This is a genomic window from Pigmentibacter ruber, from assembly GCF_009792895.1.
GTDB lineage: Bacteria > Bdellovibrionota_B > Oligoflexia > Silvanigrellales > Silvanigrellaceae > Silvanigrella > Silvanigrella rubra.
The window spans coordinates 99667-123887 of the sequence record NZ_WSSC01000003.1; the positions used below are offsets into that span (position 1 = coordinate 99667).

The 24221-nt window shown below is 30.1% G+C and carries 24 protein-coding genes; 7 read left to right on the top strand and 17 right to left on the bottom strand.

Annotated elements, in window-relative coordinates; all coding sequences use genetic code 11:
- The first annotated feature begins 1 nt into the window (after position 1).
- Positions 2 to 481, top strand: coding sequence for a DUF4442 domain-containing protein (locus tag GOY08_RS09445; protein ID WP_202914047.1), 480 nt, complete (start codon positions 2 to 4; stop codon positions 479 to 481).
- Here GOY08_RS09445 and GOY08_RS15635 read toward each other — a convergent pair.
- Complete coding sequence (locus GOY08_RS15635; RefSeq protein WP_158998665.1) at positions 474 to 1046, bottom strand: TetR/AcrR family transcriptional regulator; 573 nt, start codon at positions 1044 to 1046, stop codon at positions 474 to 476. The two genes, GOY08_RS09445 and GOY08_RS15635, sit on opposite strands and share 8 nt — an antisense overlap.
- 251 nt (positions 1047 to 1297) lie before the next feature.
- Between GOY08_RS15635 and GOY08_RS09455 the strand changes: the two genes are divergently transcribed.
- Positions 1298 to 1948 (top strand): cytochrome b/b6 domain-containing protein, encoded by a 651-nt coding sequence (locus GOY08_RS09455; RefSeq protein WP_158998666.1) that lies wholly within the window; start codon positions 1298 to 1300, stop codon positions 1946 to 1948.
- Here GOY08_RS09455 and GOY08_RS09460 read toward each other — a convergent pair whose 3' ends face one another.
- Complete coding sequence (locus tag GOY08_RS09460) at positions 1949 to 2572, bottom strand: hypothetical protein (RefSeq protein WP_158998667.1); 624 nt, start codon at positions 2570 to 2572, stop codon at positions 1949 to 1951.
- Positions 2573 to 3012: 440 nt separating this feature from the next.
- Here GOY08_RS09460 and GOY08_RS09465 point away from each other — a divergent pair, with 440 nt between their 5' ends.
- The 5 genes from GOY08_RS09465 (at position 3013) to GOY08_RS09485 (ending at position 7680) form a co-directional block, all read left to right on the top strand.
- Positions 3013 to 3315 carry a hypothetical protein gene (locus GOY08_RS09465; protein WP_158998668.1) on the top strand — a complete coding sequence of 101 codons (303 nt, stop codon included), beginning with the start codon at positions 3013 to 3015 and terminating at the stop codon, positions 3313 to 3315.
- Between the two features lie 196 nt (positions 3316 to 3511).
- Positions 3512 to 4690: an ADP-forming succinate--CoA ligase subunit beta gene (gene sucC / locus GOY08_RS09470; RefSeq protein ID WP_158998669.1), complete on the top strand. Its 1179-nt coding sequence runs from the start codon at positions 3512 to 3514 to the stop codon at positions 4688 to 4690.
- Positions 4691 to 4713: 23 nt separating this feature from the next.
- Positions 4714 to 5595, top strand: a complete 882-nt coding sequence (gene sucD / locus GOY08_RS09475) for a succinate--CoA ligase subunit alpha (protein ID WP_158998670.1) — start codon at positions 4714 to 4716, stop codon at positions 5593 to 5595.
- A gap of 128 nt (positions 5596 to 5723) precedes the next feature.
- Positions 5724 to 6938, top strand: a complete 1215-nt coding sequence (locus tag GOY08_RS09480) for a glycosyltransferase family 87 protein (protein WP_158998671.1) — start codon at positions 5724 to 5726, stop codon at positions 6936 to 6938.
- A gap of 4 nt (positions 6939 to 6942) precedes the next feature.
- Entirely contained in the window at positions 6943 to 7680 is a 738-nt protein-coding gene (locus GOY08_RS09485) for a substrate-binding periplasmic protein (RefSeq protein ID WP_158998672.1), read from the top strand.
- Here GOY08_RS09485 and menD read toward each other — a convergent pair.
- The 15 genes from menD to GOY08_RS09560 form a co-directional block, all read right to left on the bottom strand.
- Positions 7677 to 9293 (bottom strand): 2-succinyl-5-enolpyruvyl-6-hydroxy-3-cyclohexene-1-carboxylic-acid synthase, encoded by a 1617-nt coding sequence (gene menD / locus GOY08_RS09490; protein ID WP_158998673.1) that lies wholly within the window; start codon positions 9291 to 9293, stop codon positions 7677 to 7679. The genes GOY08_RS09485 and menD overlap by 4 nt on opposite strands.
- A complete protein-coding gene (locus GOY08_RS09495; protein WP_158998674.1) occupies positions 9283 to 10359 on the bottom strand; it encodes a chorismate-binding protein in 1077 nt (358 codons plus the stop codon). The genes menD and GOY08_RS09495 overlap by 11 nt, the downstream gene beginning before the upstream one ends.
- Positions 10360 to 10380: 21 nt before the next feature.
- Positions 10381 to 11367 carry an RluA family pseudouridine synthase gene (locus GOY08_RS09500; RefSeq protein WP_158998675.1) on the bottom strand — a complete coding sequence of 329 codons (987 nt, stop codon included), beginning with the start codon at positions 11365 to 11367 and terminating at the stop codon, positions 10381 to 10383.
- A 38-nt stretch (positions 11368 to 11405) separates the two neighbouring features.
- Positions 11406 to 12170 (bottom strand): helix-turn-helix domain-containing protein, encoded by a 765-nt coding sequence (locus tag GOY08_RS09505; protein WP_158998676.1) that lies wholly within the window; start codon positions 12168 to 12170, stop codon positions 11406 to 11408.
- 3 nt (positions 12171 to 12173) lie between these two features.
- Complete coding sequence (locus GOY08_RS09510; RefSeq protein ID WP_158998677.1) at positions 12174 to 13370, bottom strand: nucleotide-binding protein; 1197 nt, start codon at positions 13368 to 13370, stop codon at positions 12174 to 12176.
- Positions 13371 to 13491: 121 nt separating this feature from the next.
- Positions 13492 to 13941, bottom strand: coding sequence for a cytochrome C oxidase subunit IV family protein (locus GOY08_RS09515; protein ID WP_158998678.1), 450 nt, complete (start codon positions 13939 to 13941; stop codon positions 13492 to 13494).
- A 17-nt stretch (positions 13942 to 13958) separates the two neighbouring features.
- Positions 13959 to 14618: a cytochrome c oxidase subunit 3 family protein gene (locus GOY08_RS09520; protein ID WP_158998679.1), complete on the bottom strand. Its 660-nt coding sequence runs from the start codon at positions 14616 to 14618 to the stop codon at positions 13959 to 13961.
- A 3-nt stretch (positions 14619 to 14621) separates the two neighbouring features.
- Positions 14622 to 16316, bottom strand: coding sequence for a cytochrome c oxidase subunit I (locus GOY08_RS09525; RefSeq protein ID WP_202914048.1), 1695 nt, complete (start codon positions 16314 to 16316; stop codon positions 14622 to 14624).
- Positions 16317 to 16356: 40 nt separating this feature from the next.
- Positions 16357 to 17346: a cytochrome c oxidase subunit II gene (gene coxB, locus GOY08_RS09530; protein WP_158998680.1), complete on the bottom strand. Its 990-nt coding sequence runs from the start codon at positions 17344 to 17346 to the stop codon at positions 16357 to 16359.
- A 12-nt stretch (positions 17347 to 17358) separates the two neighbouring features.
- The gene (locus GOY08_RS09535) at positions 17359 to 18222 is read right to left on the bottom strand and encodes an SCO family protein (protein WP_158998681.1); all 864 of its coding nucleotides are present in this window, start codon (positions 18220 to 18222) and stop codon (positions 17359 to 17361) included.
- Positions 18223 to 18242: 20 nt separating this feature from the next.
- A complete protein-coding gene (locus tag GOY08_RS09540) occupies positions 18243 to 18584 on the bottom strand; it encodes a hypothetical protein (RefSeq protein ID WP_158998682.1) in 342 nt (113 codons plus the stop codon).
- Positions 18585 to 18596: 12 nt separating this feature from the next.
- Complete coding sequence (locus GOY08_RS09545; RefSeq protein ID WP_158998683.1) at positions 18597 to 19811, bottom strand: quinol:cytochrome C oxidoreductase; 1215 nt, start codon at positions 19809 to 19811, stop codon at positions 18597 to 18599.
- Entirely contained in the window at positions 19808 to 20473 is a 666-nt protein-coding gene (locus GOY08_RS09550; protein ID WP_158998684.1) for a c-type cytochrome, read from the bottom strand. Before GOY08_RS09550 ends, GOY08_RS09545 begins: the two co-directional genes overlap by 4 nt.
- Before the next feature lie 4 nt (positions 20474 to 20477).
- On the bottom strand, positions 20478 to 21023 hold the full coding sequence (locus GOY08_RS09555) for a DUF3341 domain-containing protein (protein WP_158998685.1): 546 nt from the start codon (positions 21021 to 21023) through the stop codon (positions 20478 to 20480).
- A 35-nt stretch (positions 21024 to 21058) separates the two neighbouring features.
- Positions 21059 to 24178 carry a TAT-variant-translocated molybdopterin oxidoreductase gene (locus GOY08_RS09560; RefSeq protein ID WP_158998686.1) on the bottom strand — a complete coding sequence of 1040 codons (3120 nt, stop codon included), beginning with the start codon at positions 24176 to 24178 and terminating at the stop codon, positions 21059 to 21061.
- Positions 24179 to 24221 lie beyond the last annotated feature (43 nt).

The following is a 24221-nucleotide window of genomic DNA, read 5'->3' on the forward strand; positions in this document are numbered from 1 at the left end:
ATTGAGCATTATTGATTTACTTAAAGAAAAAATACCTCCCGAAAAATTATTTAAACTACTCCGTTTTTGGCCTCCATATTTAGGAGCTGGCATTAAAGTTACAAATGTCAGTACAGACATATTAAAACTTGAAGTCGAAATGGATCTTACCTGGTACAATAAGAATTTTGTAGGCACTCATTTTGGTGGGTCTCTTTTTGCAATGACAGATCCTTTTTATATGCTAATGTTAATTAAAAACTTAGGCACTAATTATATAATTTGGGATAAATCAGCTAAGATTGAGTTTATTAAGCCAGCTAAAGGAAAGGTGAAAGCTCATTTTGAGTTCACAAAAGATGAAATTGATGAAATAAAGTATAATTGTGACCTTAAGAAAAAATATATTTTTAACAAAGAAATATTTATTTTTGATGAAGTTGGTGAACTTGTTACAAAAGTTGAAAAAACATTGTATGTAAAAAAATCAAACTCTACTTAGATCTTAAAATTTGAATAATTACTTCAATTATATTGTTAATGTAATCGTTATTCTTTTTTATATCTTTCTTTATAACATTGTAACTATCAAAAATTAATGAATTAACTAAACTATAAATAATAAAGCCATAAAATTCGGCAGAATATTTAGATGAAATTTCACCAATATCTTGCAGTTTAGCTATTGCTTTAATCCATAAATGTGGTGACATATTACTTTCTATTAAAAATATTTCTTGATTTTCTTCTAACTGTTGCCATTGTATTAGTCTTTTGATCCTAGGGTCTTTATTATAAAAATTGATTCTATTAATAACAATTATACTCACAAAATCAATCAGTGAATTAATTTTAAAATTATTTTTAACTGAATTATCTAGGTTTACATTTATAAGGTGTTTTTTTACTGTTTTCCATAGTTCAAGTTTATTTCCTACATGATGATAAATTAAACTTTGGTTGACTCCTGCTTCTTTAGCAATTTCACTAATTGAAGCGCCTGAAAATCCTTTTTGAATGAAAAGATTTGTTGCAGCTTCAATGATTTTCAATTTTGTTTTTTTCATAACAACACCAGAATATTAGTTTTATATTGTACCAAAGAATATTTTGTCAATTATTCACTAAAATTTATTTTCAATGAATTTTTCTTTTAAATACTGGAAAATAAAAAAAATCAAGTTTAATTACAAATAAAACAATAAACTAGCATGCTAGAAGCGAATTAATATTAAAAGAAAAATAATGACATAGATAATTTGACAAAGATAACAGTAACTGAAGAATATTAAATTAATATATTTTAAGGAGTGAAATTATGTCAGAAAATTTAAAAAGAAGCTTAGAACTAGAAAAATATGAAAGACGAAAAATTTATGACTATGTTTTAATATTTCTGCATTGGTGGAATGCTTTGTCCATATTTTGCTTAATGCTAACAATTTGGTTTAAACCATTACTTAAACCAATAGATAATTGGAAAGAAGTATTGTATAGTTTTCATACATATATTGGATATTCATTAATATTTGGTATTATTTTAAGAATTATATGGGGAATTATTGGCTCAAAACATGCAAGATTTTTTAATATGTTTCATCCAAAGTTATACCTTAAAGTTATAAAAACAAAAAATATTAAACTTTTAAAAAGGGAAGAGTGGGGACATGATATACTCGGAAGTCTGGCCTATTTAAAGATTTATTTACTTTTACTTATTCAAGCAGTAACTGGATTATACTTAGCAGCTAAAGTTTTAAGTATAGGTCCATTGTTGAACTTTTTAACGTTTACCAATGAAAAATCGCTTCTCGACAAAGTTATGAAAAAGAGTCATGAAATTATCTACTATATTTTAATAATTTTTATTATTATTCACATTTTTATGCTAATTTATACTGAAGTAAAAGATAAAATTCCAATTGCGCAATCTATGCTAAGTGGTTTTCAATATAGAAGGAAAAAATAATTATTTCATCTGCTTGAAAGTTTGAGTATAAAGGAAGTTATCCGTATTTCTATCATATAAATGTAATTCTAAGCCTCCACTTTCGTTGATTGAATATTTCATATTGTAACTTACTTTCATATTATTTCTTTCAAATACATATTTATTTGTTATTTCAAAAGAATTAATATCTATTTCATCCCCAAAAAAATGAGCTTTTCTATCTCTTGAATCAAGAATTAATTGAGCATAAAAGACAAACTCGCTTCCAGACTTTAAGTTTAAGAAACATTCAGAAAAAAACTCTCTTTTTGCTTTTACATCACAATAAGCAACTACATTTTCCCTTCCCCATTTTGTAAAAAAATATTTCTTATCTAAACATGCTTCTTCTTCTTTTGTAATCTTGAACTTCGAATTTTGTAATTTTATTCCTTGCAAAAATTCTTTTGATTGTGAACTCGCAATTTTGCAACTTTGATTGATATTATCTTGATCTGGTTTAAATTGTTGAACGTATTGTTTAATTATATTCTGATCAACAATTTGAGAAACAAAATCGTGAGATTCAGATGAAAAAGCATTAAGATTGATTAGTAAAATATTGGTCAGAGAAAAACAAGATATGAAAGAAATTTTTTTCATATTGAATCCTATTTTATTTGAATTATTTTAAACAAAAATTGAAGAATAAGAACGATCTTAATATGAATAGAAAAAAATTAATAATTATTAAATTTTTTATATCTATTTATAACTAAAATCAAAGTGATGTTATTATATTTTTATATTTTGTCAATAATTTTAAATAATTATTTTTGGTATGTTATTTTAATTTTGCAATTACTTCTAAAGTAACTTTATTAATATTTTCAGATTAATAATATAAATAAACATTCCATTTATTTCTTTGAATTGAAATACATTTCATTTCAGAACAAACTATTATTCTATTATTTTAATAATACTGTAATAATTCTAAATAATTTTTAAAATTCTAAAATTTTATCTAGATCAATGCTTAAATTTAGTGCATAATTAAATAACCTACATTCTAAGGAACTTAGTAGATATAGGAGAAATCATTGAAAAAAGATAATAATTTTATAAATTTACATAATAACGCGCTGTTAAAAGCCCTTGCTAATAGAAAAGCTTACTTTGATTCTCTTTCCGTAGAAAAAAGAGAAGAAGCATTTAAATTTCAAGAGCTTATAGATTCAGAATTGGCCAAAGCTGGCAATCAAGCGAATCGCATGTCAGTTATTCAAAGATTGATGCGCGAACAGCTTTTAGAACTTCAAAAACAAACGAGTTCCCTTGCTATCAATTTAAAAGAATTAGGTGAAAACATTCACTCATTAAAGCCTGAAAACTTTGAGCAATAATTGCACCTCAATAAAAAACTAGCAAATTGTAAAGAAGATTTACTCAGTCTTATTATATCTAATATTCAAAAAATCCCCCCCCTTTCTCTCCAATTAAAATCATTGTAATGTCGCAACACTGTTTATGCATTTGTTTTTGAGCAGGCATAGGGTTAGGTACCCGTTTTTTTTTGATATTTTAATTTTGGAGAGTTTCATGAACATTCATGAGTATCAAGCTAAGGATTTACTTTCCCGTTTTGGACTTAGTATTCCACAAGGTAAATTAGCATACACAGCTACTGAAGCTGAATGGGCTGCCCGTAATTTAGGCTGTGGAAAAGATGGACGAATTGCAGTTGTAAAAGCTCAAGTTCATTCAGGAGGAAGAGGTAAAGCTGGTGGTGTGAAACTTGCAAAAACACCAGAAGAAGCTTTTGCTGCTGCTGAAAAAATGCTTGGGATGACTCTTGTAACAAACCAAACCGGCCCACAAGGTAAAAAGGTTAATAAATTACTTATCGCTGAAGGCTGTGATATCGAAAAAGAATATTACTTTGCTCTTGTTGTGAACAGAGAGACTGCAACAATAGGAGTTATGGCTTCTACTGAAGGCGGTATGGATATTGAAGAAGTTGCCGAAAAACATCCTGAAAAAATAATTACAGCAGACATTGATCCTACTGTTGGACTACAAGACTTTACTGTTCGTAAATTAAGTTTAGGTTTAGGTTTTGGACTTGGAACACCTCTAGCAAAAGACTTTGCCAAAACTTTGAAAGGTCTTTACCAAGCTTTTCTTGCTTACGATTGCTCAATGGTTGAAATCAATCCACTTGTACTCACAAAAAAAGGCTCATTAGCTATTCTAGACTGCAAAATGAGTTTTGATGAAAACGCAATGTTTAGACATCCTGATATTGCTGATTTAAGAGACTATGAAGAAGATGATCCTCGTGAATTAGAAGCATCAAAATATGGATTAAGCTATGTTTCTCTTGAAGGTAACATTGGTTGTTTAGTTAATGGCGCTGGATTAGCAATGGCGACCATGGATATAATTAAACAAACTGGTGGTCAGCCTTCTAACTTTTTGGATGTTGGAGGAGGAGCTAGTCAAGAAACAGTAACACAAGCATTTAGAATTATTCTCCGTGACAAAGCTGTTAAAGGTATTTTTGTAAATATTTTTGGTGGTATTATGAAATGCGATGTCATTGCAAATGGTATTGTTGCTGCAGCAAAGGAACTAGGGTTAAAGGTACCATTAGTAGTTAGACTTGAAGGTACAAATGTTGAGCTAGGAAAAAAAATATTAACTGAATCAGGACTAAATATTCTCAGTGCATCTTCCATGGCTGATGGCGCACAAAAAATAGTTCAAGCTGTAAAGTAACAAAATCTTAAAGGAAAATAATTATGTCTATTCTTGTAGGTAAACAAACAAAATTAATTTGCCAAGGAATTTCTGGTAGTGCAGGAAAATTTCATTCAGAAAAATGCGCAGAATATGGGACTAATTTAGTTGGTGGAGTTGTGCCAGGTAAAGGTGGATCAACAGTTCTTGATAAACCAGTATTTAATACTGTAGCAGAAGCCATGCACAAAACAGGTGCAAATGCATCTATGGTTTTTGTACCACCACCTTTTGCAGCTGATTCTATCTTAGAAGCAATAGATGCTGGTATCGAATTAATAGTTGCGATCACTGAAGGTATACCAGTGTTGGATATGTTGAGAGTAAAAAAAGCGTTACTTAATGCAGGTGGCAAAACAAGATTAATTGGACCAAACTGCCCAGGAGTCATTACACCAGGTGATAAATGTAAAATAGGAATTATGCCTGGACATATCCATCTGCCTGGGCGTATTGGCATCATTAGTAAATCTGGGACACTAACTTATGAAGCAGTTGGGCAAACTTCCGCTCTAGGAATTGGACAATCAACGTGCGTTGGAATAGGTGGAGATCCAATTAATGGTACTAGCTTTATCGATGTTCTTGAAATGTTCCAAAAAGATCCAGATACTGATGCTGTTATCATGATTGGTGAGATAGGTGGAACCTTAGAAATAGAGGCTTCTGACTGGATTAAAAGAAATATGAAAAAACCTGTTGTTGGCTTTATTGCTGGACAAACTGCACCAAAAGGCAAAAGAATGGGACATGCCGGAGCTATTATTAGTGGCGGAAAAGGGACAGCTGAAGAAAAAATAGACGCTATGAAATCTTGCGGATTACATGTTGCTATGAGTCCAGCAGACATGGGCATCACATTGAAAAAAGCTTTAGGTCTCTAATTTCTACTACCGGTGGTTAATTAAAAAAATGCCAATTATTATTTCGATATTAATTGGCATTTTTATTTTTGCAAGATATGATAATTGTAACTTACAATACTAGTTGAATTTAAATTTGGTAAATATCTATGCAAAACCCTCAAAATGTCTTTGAAAAAAATATTATTTTTAAAAATTTTTTGCTATTTTTTATTTTAATCTTCACAGGAATATTTATTTTAATTGAATTAAAGAATGGAAGATATTGGCAAAGTGATTTTGAAGTATATTATAAAGCTGCTTTACGAATGCTAAATTCAGAAAATTTGTATAGAATTGTGGAAGATAATTTTTATAGATATAAATATTCTCCTGCAGCAGCTATTCTTTATACACCATTCACTATACTACCATTTGAGTTTGCAAAGATTTCATATACTTTTTTTCTAAGTTTCCTCATATATCTAATAATAAAAATATCATATAAAATGTCAAAAATTGATAAAAATTATTTTCAAAATAATAAAATTAAAATATTTGCATATAGCTTTATCATGCTTGGAATTGCAAATAACTTTACTAGAGAATTGCATCTTGGGCAAGCTAATATAATAATTCTATTTTTTTCTTTATTATCTCTTTACACCCAAGAAAAGAATCGTTTTCTTTCAGCTTTTTTTCTAGCATATTCTGGAATAATTAAACCATATTTTATTTTATTCATAATTTATTATATTTTCCAAAAAGAATTTAAATACCTTCTATATTTATTTTTATCTATATTTATAATTTCAACTATTCCATTTATATTTTTTAATTTTAATTCTTTCATAGAAAACTATCTATTATGGTTTAATGAAATTAAAATTGAAATTTTAAGAGAAAGAAATGAAATTAGTTTTGGAAATATTTCAATATTTACTTTTTTTGATAATTTTTTTATTAATATCTTAAATCTAAAAAAAGAAATATCTCATATTATTACTTTAACTTTTACTGGAATATTTACTTATTTATTTTTACTTGAATCTAAAAAAAGGATGGATAAAAATTTATGCTCATTTTATAATTTTTCTTTTCTTTTAAGTTTAATACCTTTACTAGCCTCAAATGGAAGAAGTATCTATATATTTTCATTTCCTTTAATTTTCCTTGTATCATTAAATTTTAAAGAAAAAAATAAATTACTTATTATACTTTATATCATTGCTATTTCTCTAATAGGTCTTAATTTTGGAGATATTCAAATTATTTCTATGTTTATAAAAAAATACTCTTTAATGCCTTTGGGAGTATTAATTCTATTAACTATATTATTTTATAATGTAAGAAAAATAAAAATAATAAAAACTGAAGGGCATTAATTCAATGAATAAATTTTATTTTATTTTCTTATTTATATCGTCTTTAAAAGCCTTTGGTCAAGAAAATAATGTTTTAAAAATTGGATATTTCGACATTAAACCCTTTTCATACTATGATGAAAAAAAAAGAAAAGATACCGGAATTATTCTAGAGTTTTTAAAAGAGAAAATCCTTACATTCAGAAATAAAAAAGTCTTATTTCAACAATATCCTTTGTCTAGAGTATTAACAGAATTAAGTTTAAATAAAATTGATGCCATTGCATTTCTAGCTAAAACAAAAGAAAGGGAAAAGAATTTTAATTATACAAAAACACCTATATACACATCAAATAGTTTTATTACATTCTTAAAAAACTCACCTATAAATTATATCAAAAGTATTGAAGATATTAAAAACGAGACCATTGGAATTGGGCAACATGCTGCTCTTTGTGACTTCTTAGAAAAAAATAGAGAGCAACTCACTTTCGAAGAATCATCAGCAGAAAATTACAATATTGTATTGATCAATAAATTATTATTTAAAAGAATTTCTGCTGCTTATACATATTTACCAGATTCATTATTTTATGAAGCCAAGAAAAGTAATACTTTAAATCAACTAAAATTTATTAAAATACCGGAAAGTAGTGTTTCGGTTTATTTTGTTCTTTCTAAAAATTTTAACCGAAAAGAACAAGAATTAATTGAAAAAAATTTAAAAAATAATCACTTAATATATAAACCAGAATTCAATTAAATTAATGCTAGTTTTTTAACAAAATTTTCAGTTTCAACATTACAAGGCTTTATTTCTATTATTTGTCTGCTATATTTATCAAGAAAAAAACTATTGTCAATTAATTGATTTATATTTTCAATTAATTGATATTTAATATCCCACATTTCAGCCCATGATTTAAATTGTAAAGAATGCTCATTTTTACAAAAATCTACAGTTTTACCCCCTAAAACACTATTAAATATCTGCCCCCCAGAATTATTAATAATAATTATAATAAATGACAATTTTTCATGATATTGCTTAACCCATAAGCTTTGTAAATCATATAAAGTAGTTAAGTCACCAAATATGCCAATGTTAATTTTATTTTCTAATGCACATCCCAAAAATGTTGAAATTTGACCATCTATTCCATTAGCGCCTCTAGATGCTTCTATTTGAAAATTTTTACTTTCAAATGTTGCAATCATATCCCATGTTCTTATTGGCAAACTATTTCCTAAATAAATAAAACTAGATTCCGGTATCTTTAAAGACAATTTATGAATAAAAGCATATTCAGAATTAGAAAATTCATTTAGTAGTTTTATGGCTTTGTAAAACTTAGTAGTTGATTGATCGATTAAGTTTTTCATTTCACTTTTATTAAAGTTATTACTTGATAATAAAAATTTTTTTAATTGAGGAAAGAAAGTCTCATAATTTACTTGCAAATGTTCAGCATTACATGAACCACTAAAATATGATTCAGAAATTGAAAGAACATTTAAATTTAAACTGCTTTCATCAATTTCTCTCCAAATTTTATGTGTGGGAGTATTTCCAATTTTTAAAACACTATCAAATTCAATATTTAATAGCTTTGCTCTTTCCCATAAATTATTTGCATATAAAATTTTAATATCTTGTAGTTCAACACATTCACGAAAATTTGAAATTGATTCTAAATAAACTGGTCTATTTAGAAATCTTAAAAAATCAATTAAAATTGATTTATTTTCAATATTATTTTTTGAAACAATTACTAATAAGTTTTTACTTATAGAAAAAAATCTTTTGCAAACATCAAATTCTTTTGAATAATTATAAGTTTCTTTTATAAATTCAATTGGTATTATGTTTTCTAAATTATATTCTTTATTTTCTTTAGTTTGCAACGGTACATCAAAGCATGGATTAATATGAATAGGTTTATTTCTTTTATAACAAGCTATACTAAATTCTTCATTTGCTTCAATATCAATACATGCTGCTACATACATTCCAAATATATTTTTTTGTTCAATAGTTTGAGGGGAACCCGTTCCCCTTTGTTTTCTAGGTCTATCAGCTGTTACTACAACCAACGGTAAATCTGAATAATATGCTTCAATGACAGCAGGAAATAACTCGGCAACTGCTGTTCCAGAGGTAACAATTACTGCTACTGGAGCTTTTAAACTTTTTATTCTTCCAATAGCGTAAAATGCAAGACTTCTTTCATCGAAATGACTATAAATTTTAATATTTTTTGAATTCAATAATAGATCTATCAAAGGTACATTTCTTGCGCCTGCGCACACATAAAATTCTTTAACACCCCATTGCATAAGATTTTTAATAATTTTGGAGGAAAATTCAGAATTCATAATTTAGCCCTAAATTTTTTATGATAGAATGTATTTTAAATTTTATTTCATTCAATTCATCTTGATAGTTACTTTCTTCTATTACTCCTCCTCCCGCAGTAATTTGTACTTTATCAAACTCATCCCACTGTAGGCCTCGAATAAGACAAATACAAAATGACTTATTTTTATTTAACAATAAACCAAAAGGAGCTGCAAAATTTTTCCGTTTGCAAGTGTTTAATAATGATTCTTCTAGCCAAAATTGATCATTTTTTGGATAAATACCAACAGCAGGAGTTGGATGTAATGTATGAACTAACTTTAAATAATTAAATTCAGTTTTAAAATTAAGAAAAATATCCGTTTTCAAATGTAGGAGATAAGGTAATTCAAATAGTCTAGTTTGCCCAATATCTACATTGCCAAAATGTTTTATTGCTTTTTTTATACCTTCTATTACAAAACTATGTTCATTTTTTATTTTCGGATCGTTTATGAAATTGTCTTTATCAACATTTATTTCATTTTTTATTGTTCCTGCAAGAGCAATTGTATATATATTATTATTTTCCTGAGAAAAAATAAGCTCCGGACTTGTTCCAATAATACCTTCATTATTTTTCCAAAATCCATATAAATAGCATTTATTATTTTTAATATTTTTTACTACATTCTGAATAAAAAATAGCTTATTTTCTGAATCTATTTTTGATTTACCTGATAAAAAAGAAAAAGGTACACCTTTTTTAATCTCCTTACTTTTTATATTTTTCATAATAAAATCAAATTGCTTTTGATAATATAAATTATCAAATTTTTCCCATTTAATATCAGGAACATTTCCTACAGAATTTTTTAAAATAGTTTGAAATCCATCAAAAGTAAATTCAAAGAATTTTTTTCCCTTATAAAAAGTATTTTTATTTTTGAAATAAAAATCACTAAAATAGAAGTAAGGATATTCTAAATTTTCATTTGATTGATATTCTTCTAAGGCTCCATACATACACCAAATTTTATTTTCAATTGATGAAGAGAAAAAAATACCTGATTTTAAAAATTCTTCTAAATTAAATAATTCCATTTAATTCCCTGAATAGCATAGTTAATTAGATTTAATTTGTAATAAATTGTATAAGTTTTGAAAATCTGCTGGATAAGGAGCTATAAACTTCATTTGCTTTCCATGTCGAGGATGTACAAATTCCAAATGCAAAGCGTGTAACATTTGTCTTGGTGAATTTTTTGTAACTTGCGCAAAAAGCTCTTTTTTATTTTTTAATTTATCTGGAATTTTAGAATATAGAGAGTCTCCTACTATTCCATTTCCTAAATATGCCATTTGAACCCTAATTTGATGTGTTCTTCCAGTGTATAATGAGCAAGAAACCAAAGAAAAATCCAAATTACCAAACTCTTTTAAGAGTTTGTACTTCAGAATAGCTTTTTTACCAACACCTTCCGCTTGGACAGAGTATTTTAAGCGATTTTTTAAATCTCTGCCGTGCCAAGTTACAATTTCTCCCTCTGAACTAGGTAATTTTCCATATACTATAGCATGATAAATTCGTATTTGAGAATGCTCAGCAAATTGTTTGGAAAGGTGCGTTAAAGCTAACTGTGATTTTGCTACAACCATCACTCCACTAGTATCTCTATCAAGGCGATGAACAATACCAGCTCTTATAGGACCTCCTAAAGAAGGCAAAGTCATTCCTGTATAAGCTAATACAGCATTAACCAATGTCCCTGAGTGAACACCAGCACCAGGGTGGACAACCATCCCAGCTGATTTATTAATTACTAATAAATCAGCATCTTCATAAAGAATATTTAATGGAATCTCTTCTCCTATAGGTTCTTCACTCAACTCATTTTGAAAAGACAAATCAACCTCAATAATTTGGCTTTTCTTCACTTTATAAGAGGCTTTTGTAAATTTTTTGTCAATTTTAACTTTTTTACTATCAATTAATTTTGTCGCAAACGATCGGCTAGGTATTACATCTATCATGCGGGTTATAAAAATATCTAAACGTTGATTATCAAATTCATCAGGTACTTCAATGGCAACCAAAGTTTTTTCTTGCATAATATAAGCCAACCTATTTGTTAAGGTTGACCAAGAAATTACTTCTTTTTCATCAACCTTTTTTTATCTCTATATATATCTATTAAGGCTTCAACAAGCTCTTTTTTCTCAATTCCTAAGTAATTAAGATAAGAGCTAAAAAAACCCTTAGCATAGACTTCTGCCGGTAGGTTTTCAAAATGATCTGTTTCAATTGCCTCTAAATAATTTTTACTAACTTTAATTTTTAAAGACATTTCATCAATTGAAACATCCATCTTTTCTCTAATTGACTTTAAAAATGAGCCATTAATATTATTTTTACTTTTTAACATTTCTTGAATATTATTTAACAATAAATGGTTTTTTGTTGCTTCAGCTCTAATATTTTTTGAATGAATAGGAATTTTAGCATTAAAAATACTTTCAACAGGTTTAATAGCATGTGATTTATTAACTATGGAAGATTTTTTCTCGATTATTTGGTTATAAATTGGAGCATAATCATCGTCAAATTCAGGAGAATCACTTTTAGGAAGATTTATATTTCGCAACGTCTGATTTGCTTTTTTAGGAAAGAATGTAGCAGAAATAACTACTTCTTCTTGATCTAAAGAATTATCATCATCTAAATAATTAACTAGTTCTTGAAACGCTTTTTCCACTTCATCAATTAATAATTTATTATTTTGATTATTTTTTTCTGAATCAGCAAGTTGTTTTCTTTTATTTCTATATGCTTCTTCAATTTTTAATAGTGAAACTTCTCCTTCTGGTAATCCAAGTACTTCAAAAGGATTCTTTCTTTTAAATTGTATTTCCATAAGTTAACCAACTTTTTCTTCTTTTTCTTTACCTTGGTTATCAGCAAACATTTTTATTATCCTATCTGTTATATGATTAATGTTAACAGCTATTGTGGATAAAGGATAATCTATTATAAGAGGTCTCCTTACTCGCACTGATTTCCATACGGCATCATCATATCTTGTTGAGCCTAAAAATTGGGCAGAAAATCCAAAGTATCTGTTACAAATAACTGACATTGACTCACCTAGATCTCGATCTTCTTTTGTTCTTACCTGGTTCATTATAATACCAATATTTGTAGCTTCAATCATATCTTTAATTTGTTTTCCTACTTCTTTATTCTTCTGAGCAAAATTTATAATTTGGGAAAAAGGAGTTTCTGTTGATTTAGGGTTTGAAATTTTTCTTAATAATTCTGACTCAACTTCTTCTTCAATTTCGAATGCTTTACATATACTTTGAATTTTTCTATACAGAACACTCTTCATAAACACATAAGCATTTTCAATACTAGTTGGCTCTGGAGCAACTACTAAAATACCTCCATGTGAAAATATAAAAAAATCTAGCGTATGAATGTGTGTTCCTGCTCCTAAATCTAAAAATACAAAATCTGCTTCAAGCTCTTGTAATTTAGATATCAATTTTATTTTTTGTGAACTTTGTGGCTTTATTTGTTGCCAAAATTCTTGCCCCCCTCCATATAAAGTCAAATTTGGCAAACAACATGAAATTCCCGTTTCTTCTAATGACGAAACATTTCCATGAATAAAATCTGAAATTCCTTTTTGTGGTGTTGGGACTCCTAAACATGTATGCAGATTTGCTGCTCCAAGATCTAGATCAACAACAGACACTTTATAACCAAGGGAAGCTAAACGAACGCAAATATTTGCAGATAAAAAACTTTTTCCAATTCCACCTTTACCACCACCAATCGATATAATTTGCGGTGCTGAAGATTTTTTTTGTCCCTGTTTTGATACTCTATCTGAGGAAATGGAAGAATTTAAACTAGCATTTCCATCATTCATATTTAAATATTTTTTATCACTATGACTTTTGTTTGCAAAATGTTCATTAGGAACTTGTTCAGTATTTTCACTATCAGTATTTTTTTGTGTATTATAGTAGGCCTTTATAATACGTTCAGTAAAATCTGAAGAATCCTTGCTATTTGGTTTAAAAATCCCTTTTGTCACCGTCTTAAGCATACGTCATTTACCCTGCTTAGTATTATATTTATTTTATTATCGGATATTTAAGGAAACTTGAGGTGAAAAAAATTGCAGGGCTGAAATTGCATAGTCAAATAAACAAGAAGATATTTTAGAATTATTTTTTCTCGTGCTTTTGTTCTAATTTTGGACCACCTGGAGCAAAATTTCCATTTTGATCTACTTCTCTCATTATCTTAATGCCTTCATTCTTATGGAAAAAATCTCTTCCGCTTAATTCTGTTAAAGTAATGGCAAAAAACAGAATCATGAAAAGTACTGCGGAACCAAAAACAAAAGAATAAAATTTATCTTCATGAATGAGTTCCATAAAAAATACTGCAACTAAAACAGATTGTGATAGGGCAACAATTAAAATAATTACTAATTTCCAAATACTTGGAATAGGTAGAAAAGATATCCCAACATTAACAAAGATCATAATCAACAAAAGGGTAAAGATTGCCAAATATAGTTTAACTGGCAATAAACCATGCCCCCCATTGTTACTCCCTGAATTATTTTCTGAATTACTCTTTGAAGTAAAATGATTTTGGTTTTTAAACATTATTAACTCCTGATTTCTTACTTCGCAAGATAAAGTAATGGAAATAAAAATATCCAGACAATATCAACAAGGTGCCAAAATAAACTAGTATTTTCTAAAGAAACATAATTCTCAGAGTTAAATTCACCTCTAGCAGCTCTAATAAGCATCCAGGTCATTAATCCTAATCCAACAACAATATGCAAGCCATGCATACCAGTCATTACATAGTATAAACCAAAAAAGATATGCGCGAGAGGATTTTGTATCTCAGCTTCTGCAATAGGATGAAAATATTTTCCTGGATAATAACCTTCATGGAAGTGCATACCCCATTCAGTCATTTTAATAATTAAGAACATCAAGCCACAAATCATTGTGGCTACTAAAAATTTAATAGTACCACTTCTGTTGTTAGAACGTGCAGATCTCACGCATAAACTCATAGTTAAAGAACTCACTAAAAGTATAATACTATTAATAGTTCCTAGTTTCCAATCCATAGAAGTTTGAGCTTCTGCAACCATTTCAGGATACATATATCTAACAAAGCCAAAAGCACAAAATAATCCAGAAAAGAATAGAAGTTCTTGTGCCATAAATACCCACATGCCCAACTTACCAGCTGCGGTTTGTTGTTCCATCGTTTTAAAATGGTGGGCATGATACTTTGGATGATCAGCATGATGGTCAGTCATAAATTAGTGTCCTCCTGCCTTAGCTGGCTTCACAAGTTCATCAAATTCATACGGACCATGCTTAGAAATTGGTTGTTGTTCAAAGTTATGCTCAATTGGAACAACAGCTGTCTCAGTCCATTCCATAGATTTTCCTTTCCATGGATTCGTTTTAGTTTCATTTTCTCCATAAAAGATAGAATGAATCCAATTAAACAACACTATAAATAATCCTATCGATAAAACGTATGAGCCTATCGTTGATAGAACATGAAATGTATAATATTCTGGCAAATAATCGTAATAACGCCTTGGCATACCACGTGAACCCATAATAAATTGTGGGAAAAATGTTAAATTAAAGCCAATAAATACTACTACAGCACTGATATTACCCCAAGTTTGACTAAATTTTTTACCTGTTATTTTAGGCCACCAGTGATAAACTCCACCAATCCATGCAATTATTGTTCCACCCATCATAACATAATGAAAATGCGCAACAACAAAATAAGTATTATGTAAATGGACATCAGTTGAAAGAGAGCCTAGGAAAATTCCAGTTAATCCACCTATTAGAAACAAGAACAAAAATACAAATGCATAACACATCGGAGTAGTAAAAGAGATTGATCCTTTATATAAAGTAGCTACCCAACTGAAAACTTTAATAGCAGTTGGAACTGCAACCCCGTAAGTTAAAATAGAAAAAAATACTGTTGCTAAAGCTGATTGACCACTTGTAAACATGTGGTGTCCCCAGACAAAGAATCCAATTACAGCAATACCAATACTTGAAATGGCAACAGCTTTATAACCAAAAATACTTTTTCTAGAATGAATTGTTATTAATTCACTCATTATTCCAAAAGCTGGTAGAATCATAATATACACAGCAGGGTGTGAATAGAACCAGAAAAAGTTTTGAAAAAGAATTGGATCTCCACCTAAATTTGAATCAAATATACCAATTCCCAATAATCTTTCAATGGCAACTAATATTAAAGTAACACCAACTACTGGAGTGGCTAAAACCTGAATAACACTCGTAGCATAAATTGCCCAAACAAATAGTGGCATTCTTACCCATGTCATTCCAGGGGCTCGCATTTTGTGTACCGTAACAATAAAGTTAACACCGGTTAAGATAGAAGCCATACCTAAAATAAATGCGCCAAATACTGCAGCAATTACTGATGTAGATGTCTGCGTACTATAAGGAGTATAAAATGTCCAACCTGTATCTAGTCCACCAAAAGCAATAGTGTAGACAAGAAATAGAGCTCCAACTATATACAAATGATAACTTATTAAATTCAATTTTGGGAAAGCAACATCTTTAGCACCAATCATAAGTGGTAATAAAAAGTTTCCTAATGTTGCAGGTACTGAAGGAATAATGACAAGAAACACCATTATAGCGCCATGAAAAGTAAACGCTTCATTGTAATGATCTGCTGTAATCATATATGAATTTGCAGTCGCATTAGGAATACGTACTTGCATAAGTTCAGTACGTAAAAGTAATGCAAAAAGACCTGCGACTAAAAAGAATATAGATATTGATATAAAATACATTACCCCAATTCTTTTGTGATCTACAGTAAAAAGCCAGGACAAAAATCCTTTTTTTGCATTTAAATAATTCAAACCAGAATCATGATGAGAAGACAGCATATCCGAAAATAATACCGGTTTGAGTAACTCTCGATTTTGCATAGAACGAACTCCTAAATATCCAAATAATCTTTTAATTTTCTTAGTCTTTTAATGATTTAATATACTCAGCTAATGCATTTAGATCTTTATCATTTAATTGACCTTGATAAGATGGCATCACAGAAGGATAGCCAGGCACAACACGATAATTTGGATTTACAATTGATTCACGTATATAATTATCATCAAAAGTAACTGTTTCTTTTTTACCATTTGACAAAATAATTTCATGTTGGGTTTTTCCATACAGGCCGTATAGAGGAGGACCAACAGATCTTACTTTTGCTTTTGAAACGTCATGACAAGAAGCACAAGCCCCTTTTCCTTCAAATATTTTTTTACCAAGTTGAGCAGGTGTTAAACCAGCTCCTTGTGCTGCAATCATAGCTTTTTCATATTCAGCTTCTGGAAGAACTCTTACATAACGTACCATTTGGGAATGTTTAGTTCCGCAATATTGGGTACATAAAATGGGATAACTCCCTATTTGTTCAGCTTTAAACCAAAGAACTGTATATTGATTAGGTAGAACATCTCTATTTATACGAAATTGAGGAACATAAAAACCATGGATAACATCCGCTGACGACATTGTTAATTTAACTGGTTTATTTATAGGTACAATAAGATCTGAAGTTTCAGCTCCAGTCTTAACATCCATGAAAGACCAGTCCCACTTACGTCCTGTTACTCTAACTTCTAAAGAATCTTGTGGCGGAACGTTTAGTTTAACCCAATCACGAAAACCCCATACAAAAATGATTAAAAACAAAATTCCTGGTATAACGCTCCAAATAATTTCTAATTTGGTGTTACCATGAATATCTAAAGTTTTTTCACCTTCTTTTTTCTTCCGGTATTTCCATGCAAAATATACCATGAAGCCCACAACCACAATAAAAAAGAAGATGGAAAGCGCATAGATAAAATAAAATAAACCATCCTGACCACCAGTCATTGGTGAAACATTTTCTGGTAACCAGAATGATCCTTGCCAAGTAGTTGTTTCTGGCCCTGGTGTTGTTGACACGTTATGTACTCCCTAAATTGCCTTCTTGCGTTTTTCACGCCAAAAAAAGATTCCTAGAATGATAAATAAGAAAAAAACTGTTATTAATGCAGCAATACGCATCATACCCATAGCAAATGCATCATATTTACCTGTTGTTGGGTTATAATGAAAACAAGTTAACAATATTTGATCTGTTGGAGATCCTATTTTATCGAGTGATGCATCCATTAGTGAAAACTTAATATCTCTCGGCTTATATGAAATACCATACAAATAACTTGATATTTTTGCTCCTGGTGTAATAAAAAATATTGCCGCTGCATGTGCGAATTCTTTACTAACTGGATCATAATTATAATAAAAACCAATTTGTTGAGTTAATGCTTTAATATTATCTTCATTTCCAACATAAAAATTCCAATTACCATTTTCTTGATCAGCTAAATTTAAGTACTCTTGTTGTTTTTTAAGTGCATCTGTAGTTTTATCTGTAGGATCAAAACTTATAGTAGCAACTTTAAAATCTTTCCCAATTCTCCAACCTAATTCTTTCAAACTTTTTGCAAAATTAATTAGTTGAATAGAGCATAATGTTGAGCATCTATAATAATTTAAAGTTAAAATTATTGGTTTTCCATCTGCTAACATTTCTGAGATAGTTGTTACTTTATTATTTTGATCGGTAAAAGAAAGATTTAAATCAACAGCTTTGCCTAGATTTTCTTTAATAGCAACACCTTGCATTACTTTAGGAACTTCATTCACAGGCATAGAATTAGGTTTTAATTCTCTTTTTTGACTAGGCATACGCATTCTTTCATCAAAAGCTAGGCTGTTCCTTGTAATAAAGGTACAAATTATAGCTAATAATAAAAATGTAATACGTAGTTTCAAAATTTACCCCAATATAAAGTTTAGTGTTGCTCTTTGATAACTAATTCCATAGCTTTTTCAATAGGTATTTGATAATTACCATTTTCTAATTTTTCATATGATGAAAGTATTTTTTCTTGTGATTTATCATAATTTACTTTAGTTTCGTTACCCATACCATTATTCACTCTATCGAATTCTGATTCGGTTGTTTTCCATAAAAAAGTATACGAAAATATTGCAACTATAATTAAAGAAGCAAAGGAAATAAGAACGATAACTGCAGTTGTAAGAACTGGTGGTTTATCTGGTTCATCTTCAATTACATTTTTACCTGAATGTTCACTAGAAAATAAATGGTTTTGCTTTAAATTTTTTAACATAATTTTGCCATCCTATACATTTTCATATGTTAAAGACTCTGGTAATCTAGGATCTTTAACAGCAACTAAAGCTTTTCTTTTAGTAATAGCTGCGAAAAATGCTATAAATAATCCACCAATACCCAAAAAGCAAAAAATGTCTATCAATCCAAATTGCGGACCTTCTTCATATTTAGCGGGCATAACTAACCAATAAAGATCTAAGAAATGCATGATTAACATCCAAATAGAAACACCTACTAACATTTTTCTTGAGCGTTTTGCTTTACGTGCCATTAAAAAGAAGAAAGGAACAAAAAAATGTCCTATACAGAGAGCCATTAAAATATAAAACCAACCATGGCTTTGTCTGATGCTATACCAAATTGTTTCTTCAGGAATATTTCCATACCAAATAAGAAGGTACTGAACAAAAGCAGCATATGCCCAAAAACAAGTATGCCCAAAAATAAGTTTTCCTAAATCATGATAATGTTCAATAGTAATAACATCTTTTAAATTTTTTACATTTTGTAGCATTCTTGTAGCAATAATTAAAGTAGCAAAAAATACCATATAACAGCTAGCAAAAAAGTAGAGTCCAAAAATAGTTGAATACCAATGAGGATCTAAGGACATAATCCAATCAAATGCAGCAAAAGTGACACAAAAACCTAAAACAATTAAAAAAGGATAACTTGCATTTTGTAATTTATAAGTAATTGCATGATTTCCAGTTTCGTCTTGTTTTGCTGAATGTTTTGCAAAAAAATGCGCTGCCCACGTGAACATAATCATGTAAAAAACTGCTCTGATATAAAAAAATGGTACGTTAAGATACCAAGCTTTTGATTGAATTACTTTATCTTGTAGAGCTTCATGACCATGCCAGTGATGATATAAAGTATTTGTGCCTAAAACCATGACTATTAAGAATGCAAAGAATAAAGGCATTGTTGCTGATATATTTTCCGCTATACGACGAACAACCACACTCCAACCAGCTTTAGTTGCAAATTGAATAAGAACAAAAAATACTGCGCCAATTGCAATACTTAAAAAAAACAACCACGAAACATGAAAAGAAAAGAAAAAATATTCTATATCTCCTCTACCCAACATGCATGCTATCAATAATGAAATTAAACCTATGGCAGTCCCAGAGAGAGGTAATTTTGCAAAGATATGATTCTGAGGTAGAGAAGCACTCTCTTTTGAAACTGTTATATTGTGATGATGGCTACTCATTTTTTGCTCCAACCATTTTTAGCTTGAATATCTTCTGGAATATCTTCAATTTTCGCAGTTTTTGAGCGCTGTAATGCTCTTACATATGCAACTACTGCCCAGCGATCTTCCACATTCATTTGTGCAGCAAATCCTGGCATATTCCAATTATTAACCCCATTCCGAACAGCATCATAAATTTTACCTACAGGTAAATTGATTTTATCTTGATCATGAATATTTGTAGGCCGGATTGACCCTCCAGCTCTTTGAGTTACTAATCCGTCAGAATTACCAGCAGCTCCATGACAAGGTGCACAATAAATATTGAAATTGGTTTGCCCTTTTTTCATAATCTGCATATCAAGCTTGATAGGAATATTTTTAACCCACATAGGATTTTGTTCTGTAGAAGACTGCTCTTGTCCAACATAAAGTGGCTTATTTGTTTTCTCTTCACCTTGAGCGACAGTACCCGCCAAAGGTGGGCGCATTGCCATTTTATCTTTGTAAAACTCGTTTTTTGATTGTGGACCGTAAGAAGTTTGTTCCACCATATTTTGAATAGGAAGAATTGGTTCTTTCTCTGATTTTTGTCCTCTACAACCAGACACAATTAGTGAAACTAAAATAGAACTTGTTATTGGTAACAATATATTTTTAAAGATATTAAAATTAATCATAATGTTACTGCTCCACAAATTCTACATTTGATGCACCCAATTCCTTTAAAAAAACCATAGTTTTTTCTGGATCAAATTTTGGATCGGAAGCTTCAATTGCAATAAAAAATTTATCATCTGTTACTCTTTTAAAACTTTCTGAACGAAATAATGAATGATACCATTGTGGTAATTTATTAAGAGCTAACATTCCAATTAAACACGCTATTGCAGCTGATAGAACGGCACACTCAAAACCTGGTAGAAAGTAACCAGCAAAACCAAGAAAAGGCTTACCAGCTATCACATATTTATAATCAACTCCATTCATCCATACCCATGTTAAAAATCCGCCTATTCCACAAATTGCTGAAGTTGCTCCAACAATCCAAGATAGTTTACTTTGTGGGATACCCATGGCTTTATCTAAACCGTGAACTGGGAATGGTGAATAAGCATCCCACTTTAAAAAGCCTCTATCTCTCACTTTTTCACAAGCTTGATAGACTTCAGCTGCAGTTTCAAATTGAGCTAATATTCCATAAATTTGTTTTTTACTTAATGTAGACATAATTCCTCCACCAACACAACGCAGTTCATAACCATTTAACCTAATTCCGTATTTGCGTTGCGAAGTTTTGCTAAATAAGTCGTTCTTGGTTTTGTGTTAAGTTCACCAAGAATTGCATAGTTTCTACTTTGTGCTTTTAATTTTGAAACCATGGTCAGAGGATCAGCCACATCACCAAATGTAATTGCGTTTGTTGGACATACATTTTGGCACGCCGTAACAACCGCTCCATCTGGAATTAATCCATCAGATGATTTTTTAAACTTAGAGCGCGCTTTATTAATTTTCTGAACACAATAAGAGCATTTCTCCATAACGCCACGGAAACGAACTGTTACGTTAGGGTTTTTTTGCATAGCGTAAAGAGGATTTCTTTCATCATCTGCTTTACTATAATTGAAAAAGTTATAACGACGAACTTTATAAGGACAGTTATTTGCACAATAGCGCGTACCAACACATCTATTATAAGCCATATCATTAAGACCATCAGGGCTGTGAACAGTTGCAGCTACAGGGCAAACAGCTTCACAAGGAGCATTTTCACAGTGCTGACAATTAACAGGTTGAAATACTGTTCTTATTTCAGGATCATCAACACTGCCAGTAAAGTAACGATCAACTCTGATCCAGTTCATTTCACGATTTTTAAATACTTCTTCTTTTCCTACAACTGAAATATTATTCTCTGCCTGGCAGGCAACAGTACATGCGTTGCAACCAATACAAGTATTTAAATCAATTGCCATTCCCCATTGCTGTCTTGCCCATTTTTTCTGTGCAGGATCTTCAGGAAATTTAAATAAATTACTTTTATGTTTTTCAACTGGCAAAAGCTCATGTTCAGCTACAAAATCTGGTTTTGCTTTGAAATGATCTAAAGTTGCTTCTCTTACAACAGGAGGTCTGTCTTCTTTTACACCGGGAGTTCCGCTCATAGATGAATGTTCTTGAGTCGAAACTAAAGAATATTTCTTACCTGTTTTTTGAATTTTAACATCGCCTCCAAACCAAGATTCAGAAGTCCTAATTAAGTTTGCATTAAAACCACATCCAGTAGCAACTTTTCCAAATTTTCTACCATAACCCAAATGTAAAACACAGGAGAAATCTGCAACTCCAGGTAATTCCCAAACTGCAACTTCTACTGATTTATTTTGATATGTTACTTTCACTACATCAACATCAGAAGTACCTGGTTTTGGTTTGCCCTTTAAACCTAATGCTGCGGCTGTTTTTGGGCTCATATACAAAGCATTATCCCAGACCAATTTGGAAATAGGATCTGGTAATTCTTGCATCCAAGCATTATTTGAATAAGTACCATCATATAATGTTTTATCTAAAGCAAAATCAATTTCTAAAGCATCTTTATTTGGCTCAGAAAGTTTAACTGATTTAGCGTAAGAGGAAGAAAAAGCTGTATAAGAGTAACTTGGAGTGAGTTTTGTTTCTTTGTTAAAATCAAGCAAAACTCCTTTACTTAAAGATTCTCTCCAAATATTTTCAAAATTAATTGAGTTACTTAATTTTGACTGCCAATAGTTTTTAATATATTTATAACTTGAATCAAGTTCTGTTAACTTATTTAAAAAATATACTAAAGAATACTCATCAACAGCATCATCAAAGAGTGGTGCAATTAATGGTTGAGTAATAGCAAATACTCCATTAGAAGAACGCGTATCTCCCCAAGTTTCTAGAAAATGAGTTTTTGGTAAATAATAATTACAAACTTCAGCTGTTTCATCATAAGTTAAGCCTAAATAAAAACTATTTTTGACTTTCTTAAAAAGATTAGCAAAATTATAATCAATAGGTGCTGTATATACTGGGTTTCCACCCACTATTATTAAATTTTTGATAGTGTCTTTTTGCAATGATTGTATTAAAGTTTGGTAATTATCTAATCCTTTAGGTTTAGTAGAATCAGAAATAAGAGAAACAGTTTTTCCAACATTATTTAAAGAAACGTTGATAGCGTGCGTTAATATATGCACCCATACTGGCTGTCTTTCACCAGCAATAATCAAACTAGATCCACGGTCATTATATAAATCTTTTGCACAAACTCTAATCCACTTTTGTAATGAATCAGAAAAAACTCTTTTATTTCGAATTGCATCTGAAACTTCAATAGGAAACGCAATTCCTAAACGATTCAATTCAGCAGCAATTCCTAAAAGAAAATCACCCATTTTTCCACTTCTTAACGAATAATGGTGATCTGCTATTGAACCTGTTGTACTAATATTTGACTCAATTGCATACAAACGATTCATAACAGAACCTTTGTCTACAACTCTTCTTTTTTCGGCAAATTCCCTTGCATTTTTTACTGAATCGCCTTCAACTCCCATAAAATCAGAATCAACAGCAAGGATAGTATTTGCATTTAACAGATCATAAACTTGGTCAACTGCATATGTATTTGTAATTTGCGATAATGCACTTTTACGATTTGATGAATATTTTAAGTCATTTTCTACCAAAATAGCTTTTGGATATTTTTGTTTAAATTCTTCCAATAAATTGCCAAAAGACAATGATGAGTTAGTAGAATAAATTAATGCTGTATCACTGCCATCTGTTTTAAGAGAATTTTCTAAACAACTTTTTAATGCAGAATAGATATCTTTTTTAGCAATTTTTTTATTTTGGAATAAACAGTTTTGCCCTCTATCAGGGTCATACATATTTAATATTTCAGCTTGGGCAAATCCATTAGACGAGCCAATTTTGCTTGATGAAATAGGATTGCTCATTGGATGGTTAGAATTACCATCAATTTTTGTTGGCCTTCCATCTGTGCTAGTAACAAGCATCCCCAAAACACCGCCTGCAATTTGCACAGATGTTGCAAAATGTTTTGGAACCCCAGGCAATGAATCTTCAGCTCTATGATTTTCTGGATAAATATGGCCTTTAGGTCTACGGATACAGCCAGAAGTAACAACTCCTGCGAGTGCCATTGAGGCACCAATCATCCCTAAAAATTTTCTTCTGTGCACTCCTGGTCGCATTTCTAATTCACTTGCTCCATGAGGAAACTCACGTTGCAATTTACTTAAAAACTCAGGCGAGTTTTCTAAATCATCTACGCTGCGCCAATGTGTTTGTTTCTTTTGTTCATCATTGGAATTGAACTGTGTCATGGTGCAAACTTTCCAATCAAAATTTGTTACTTTACAACTAAGG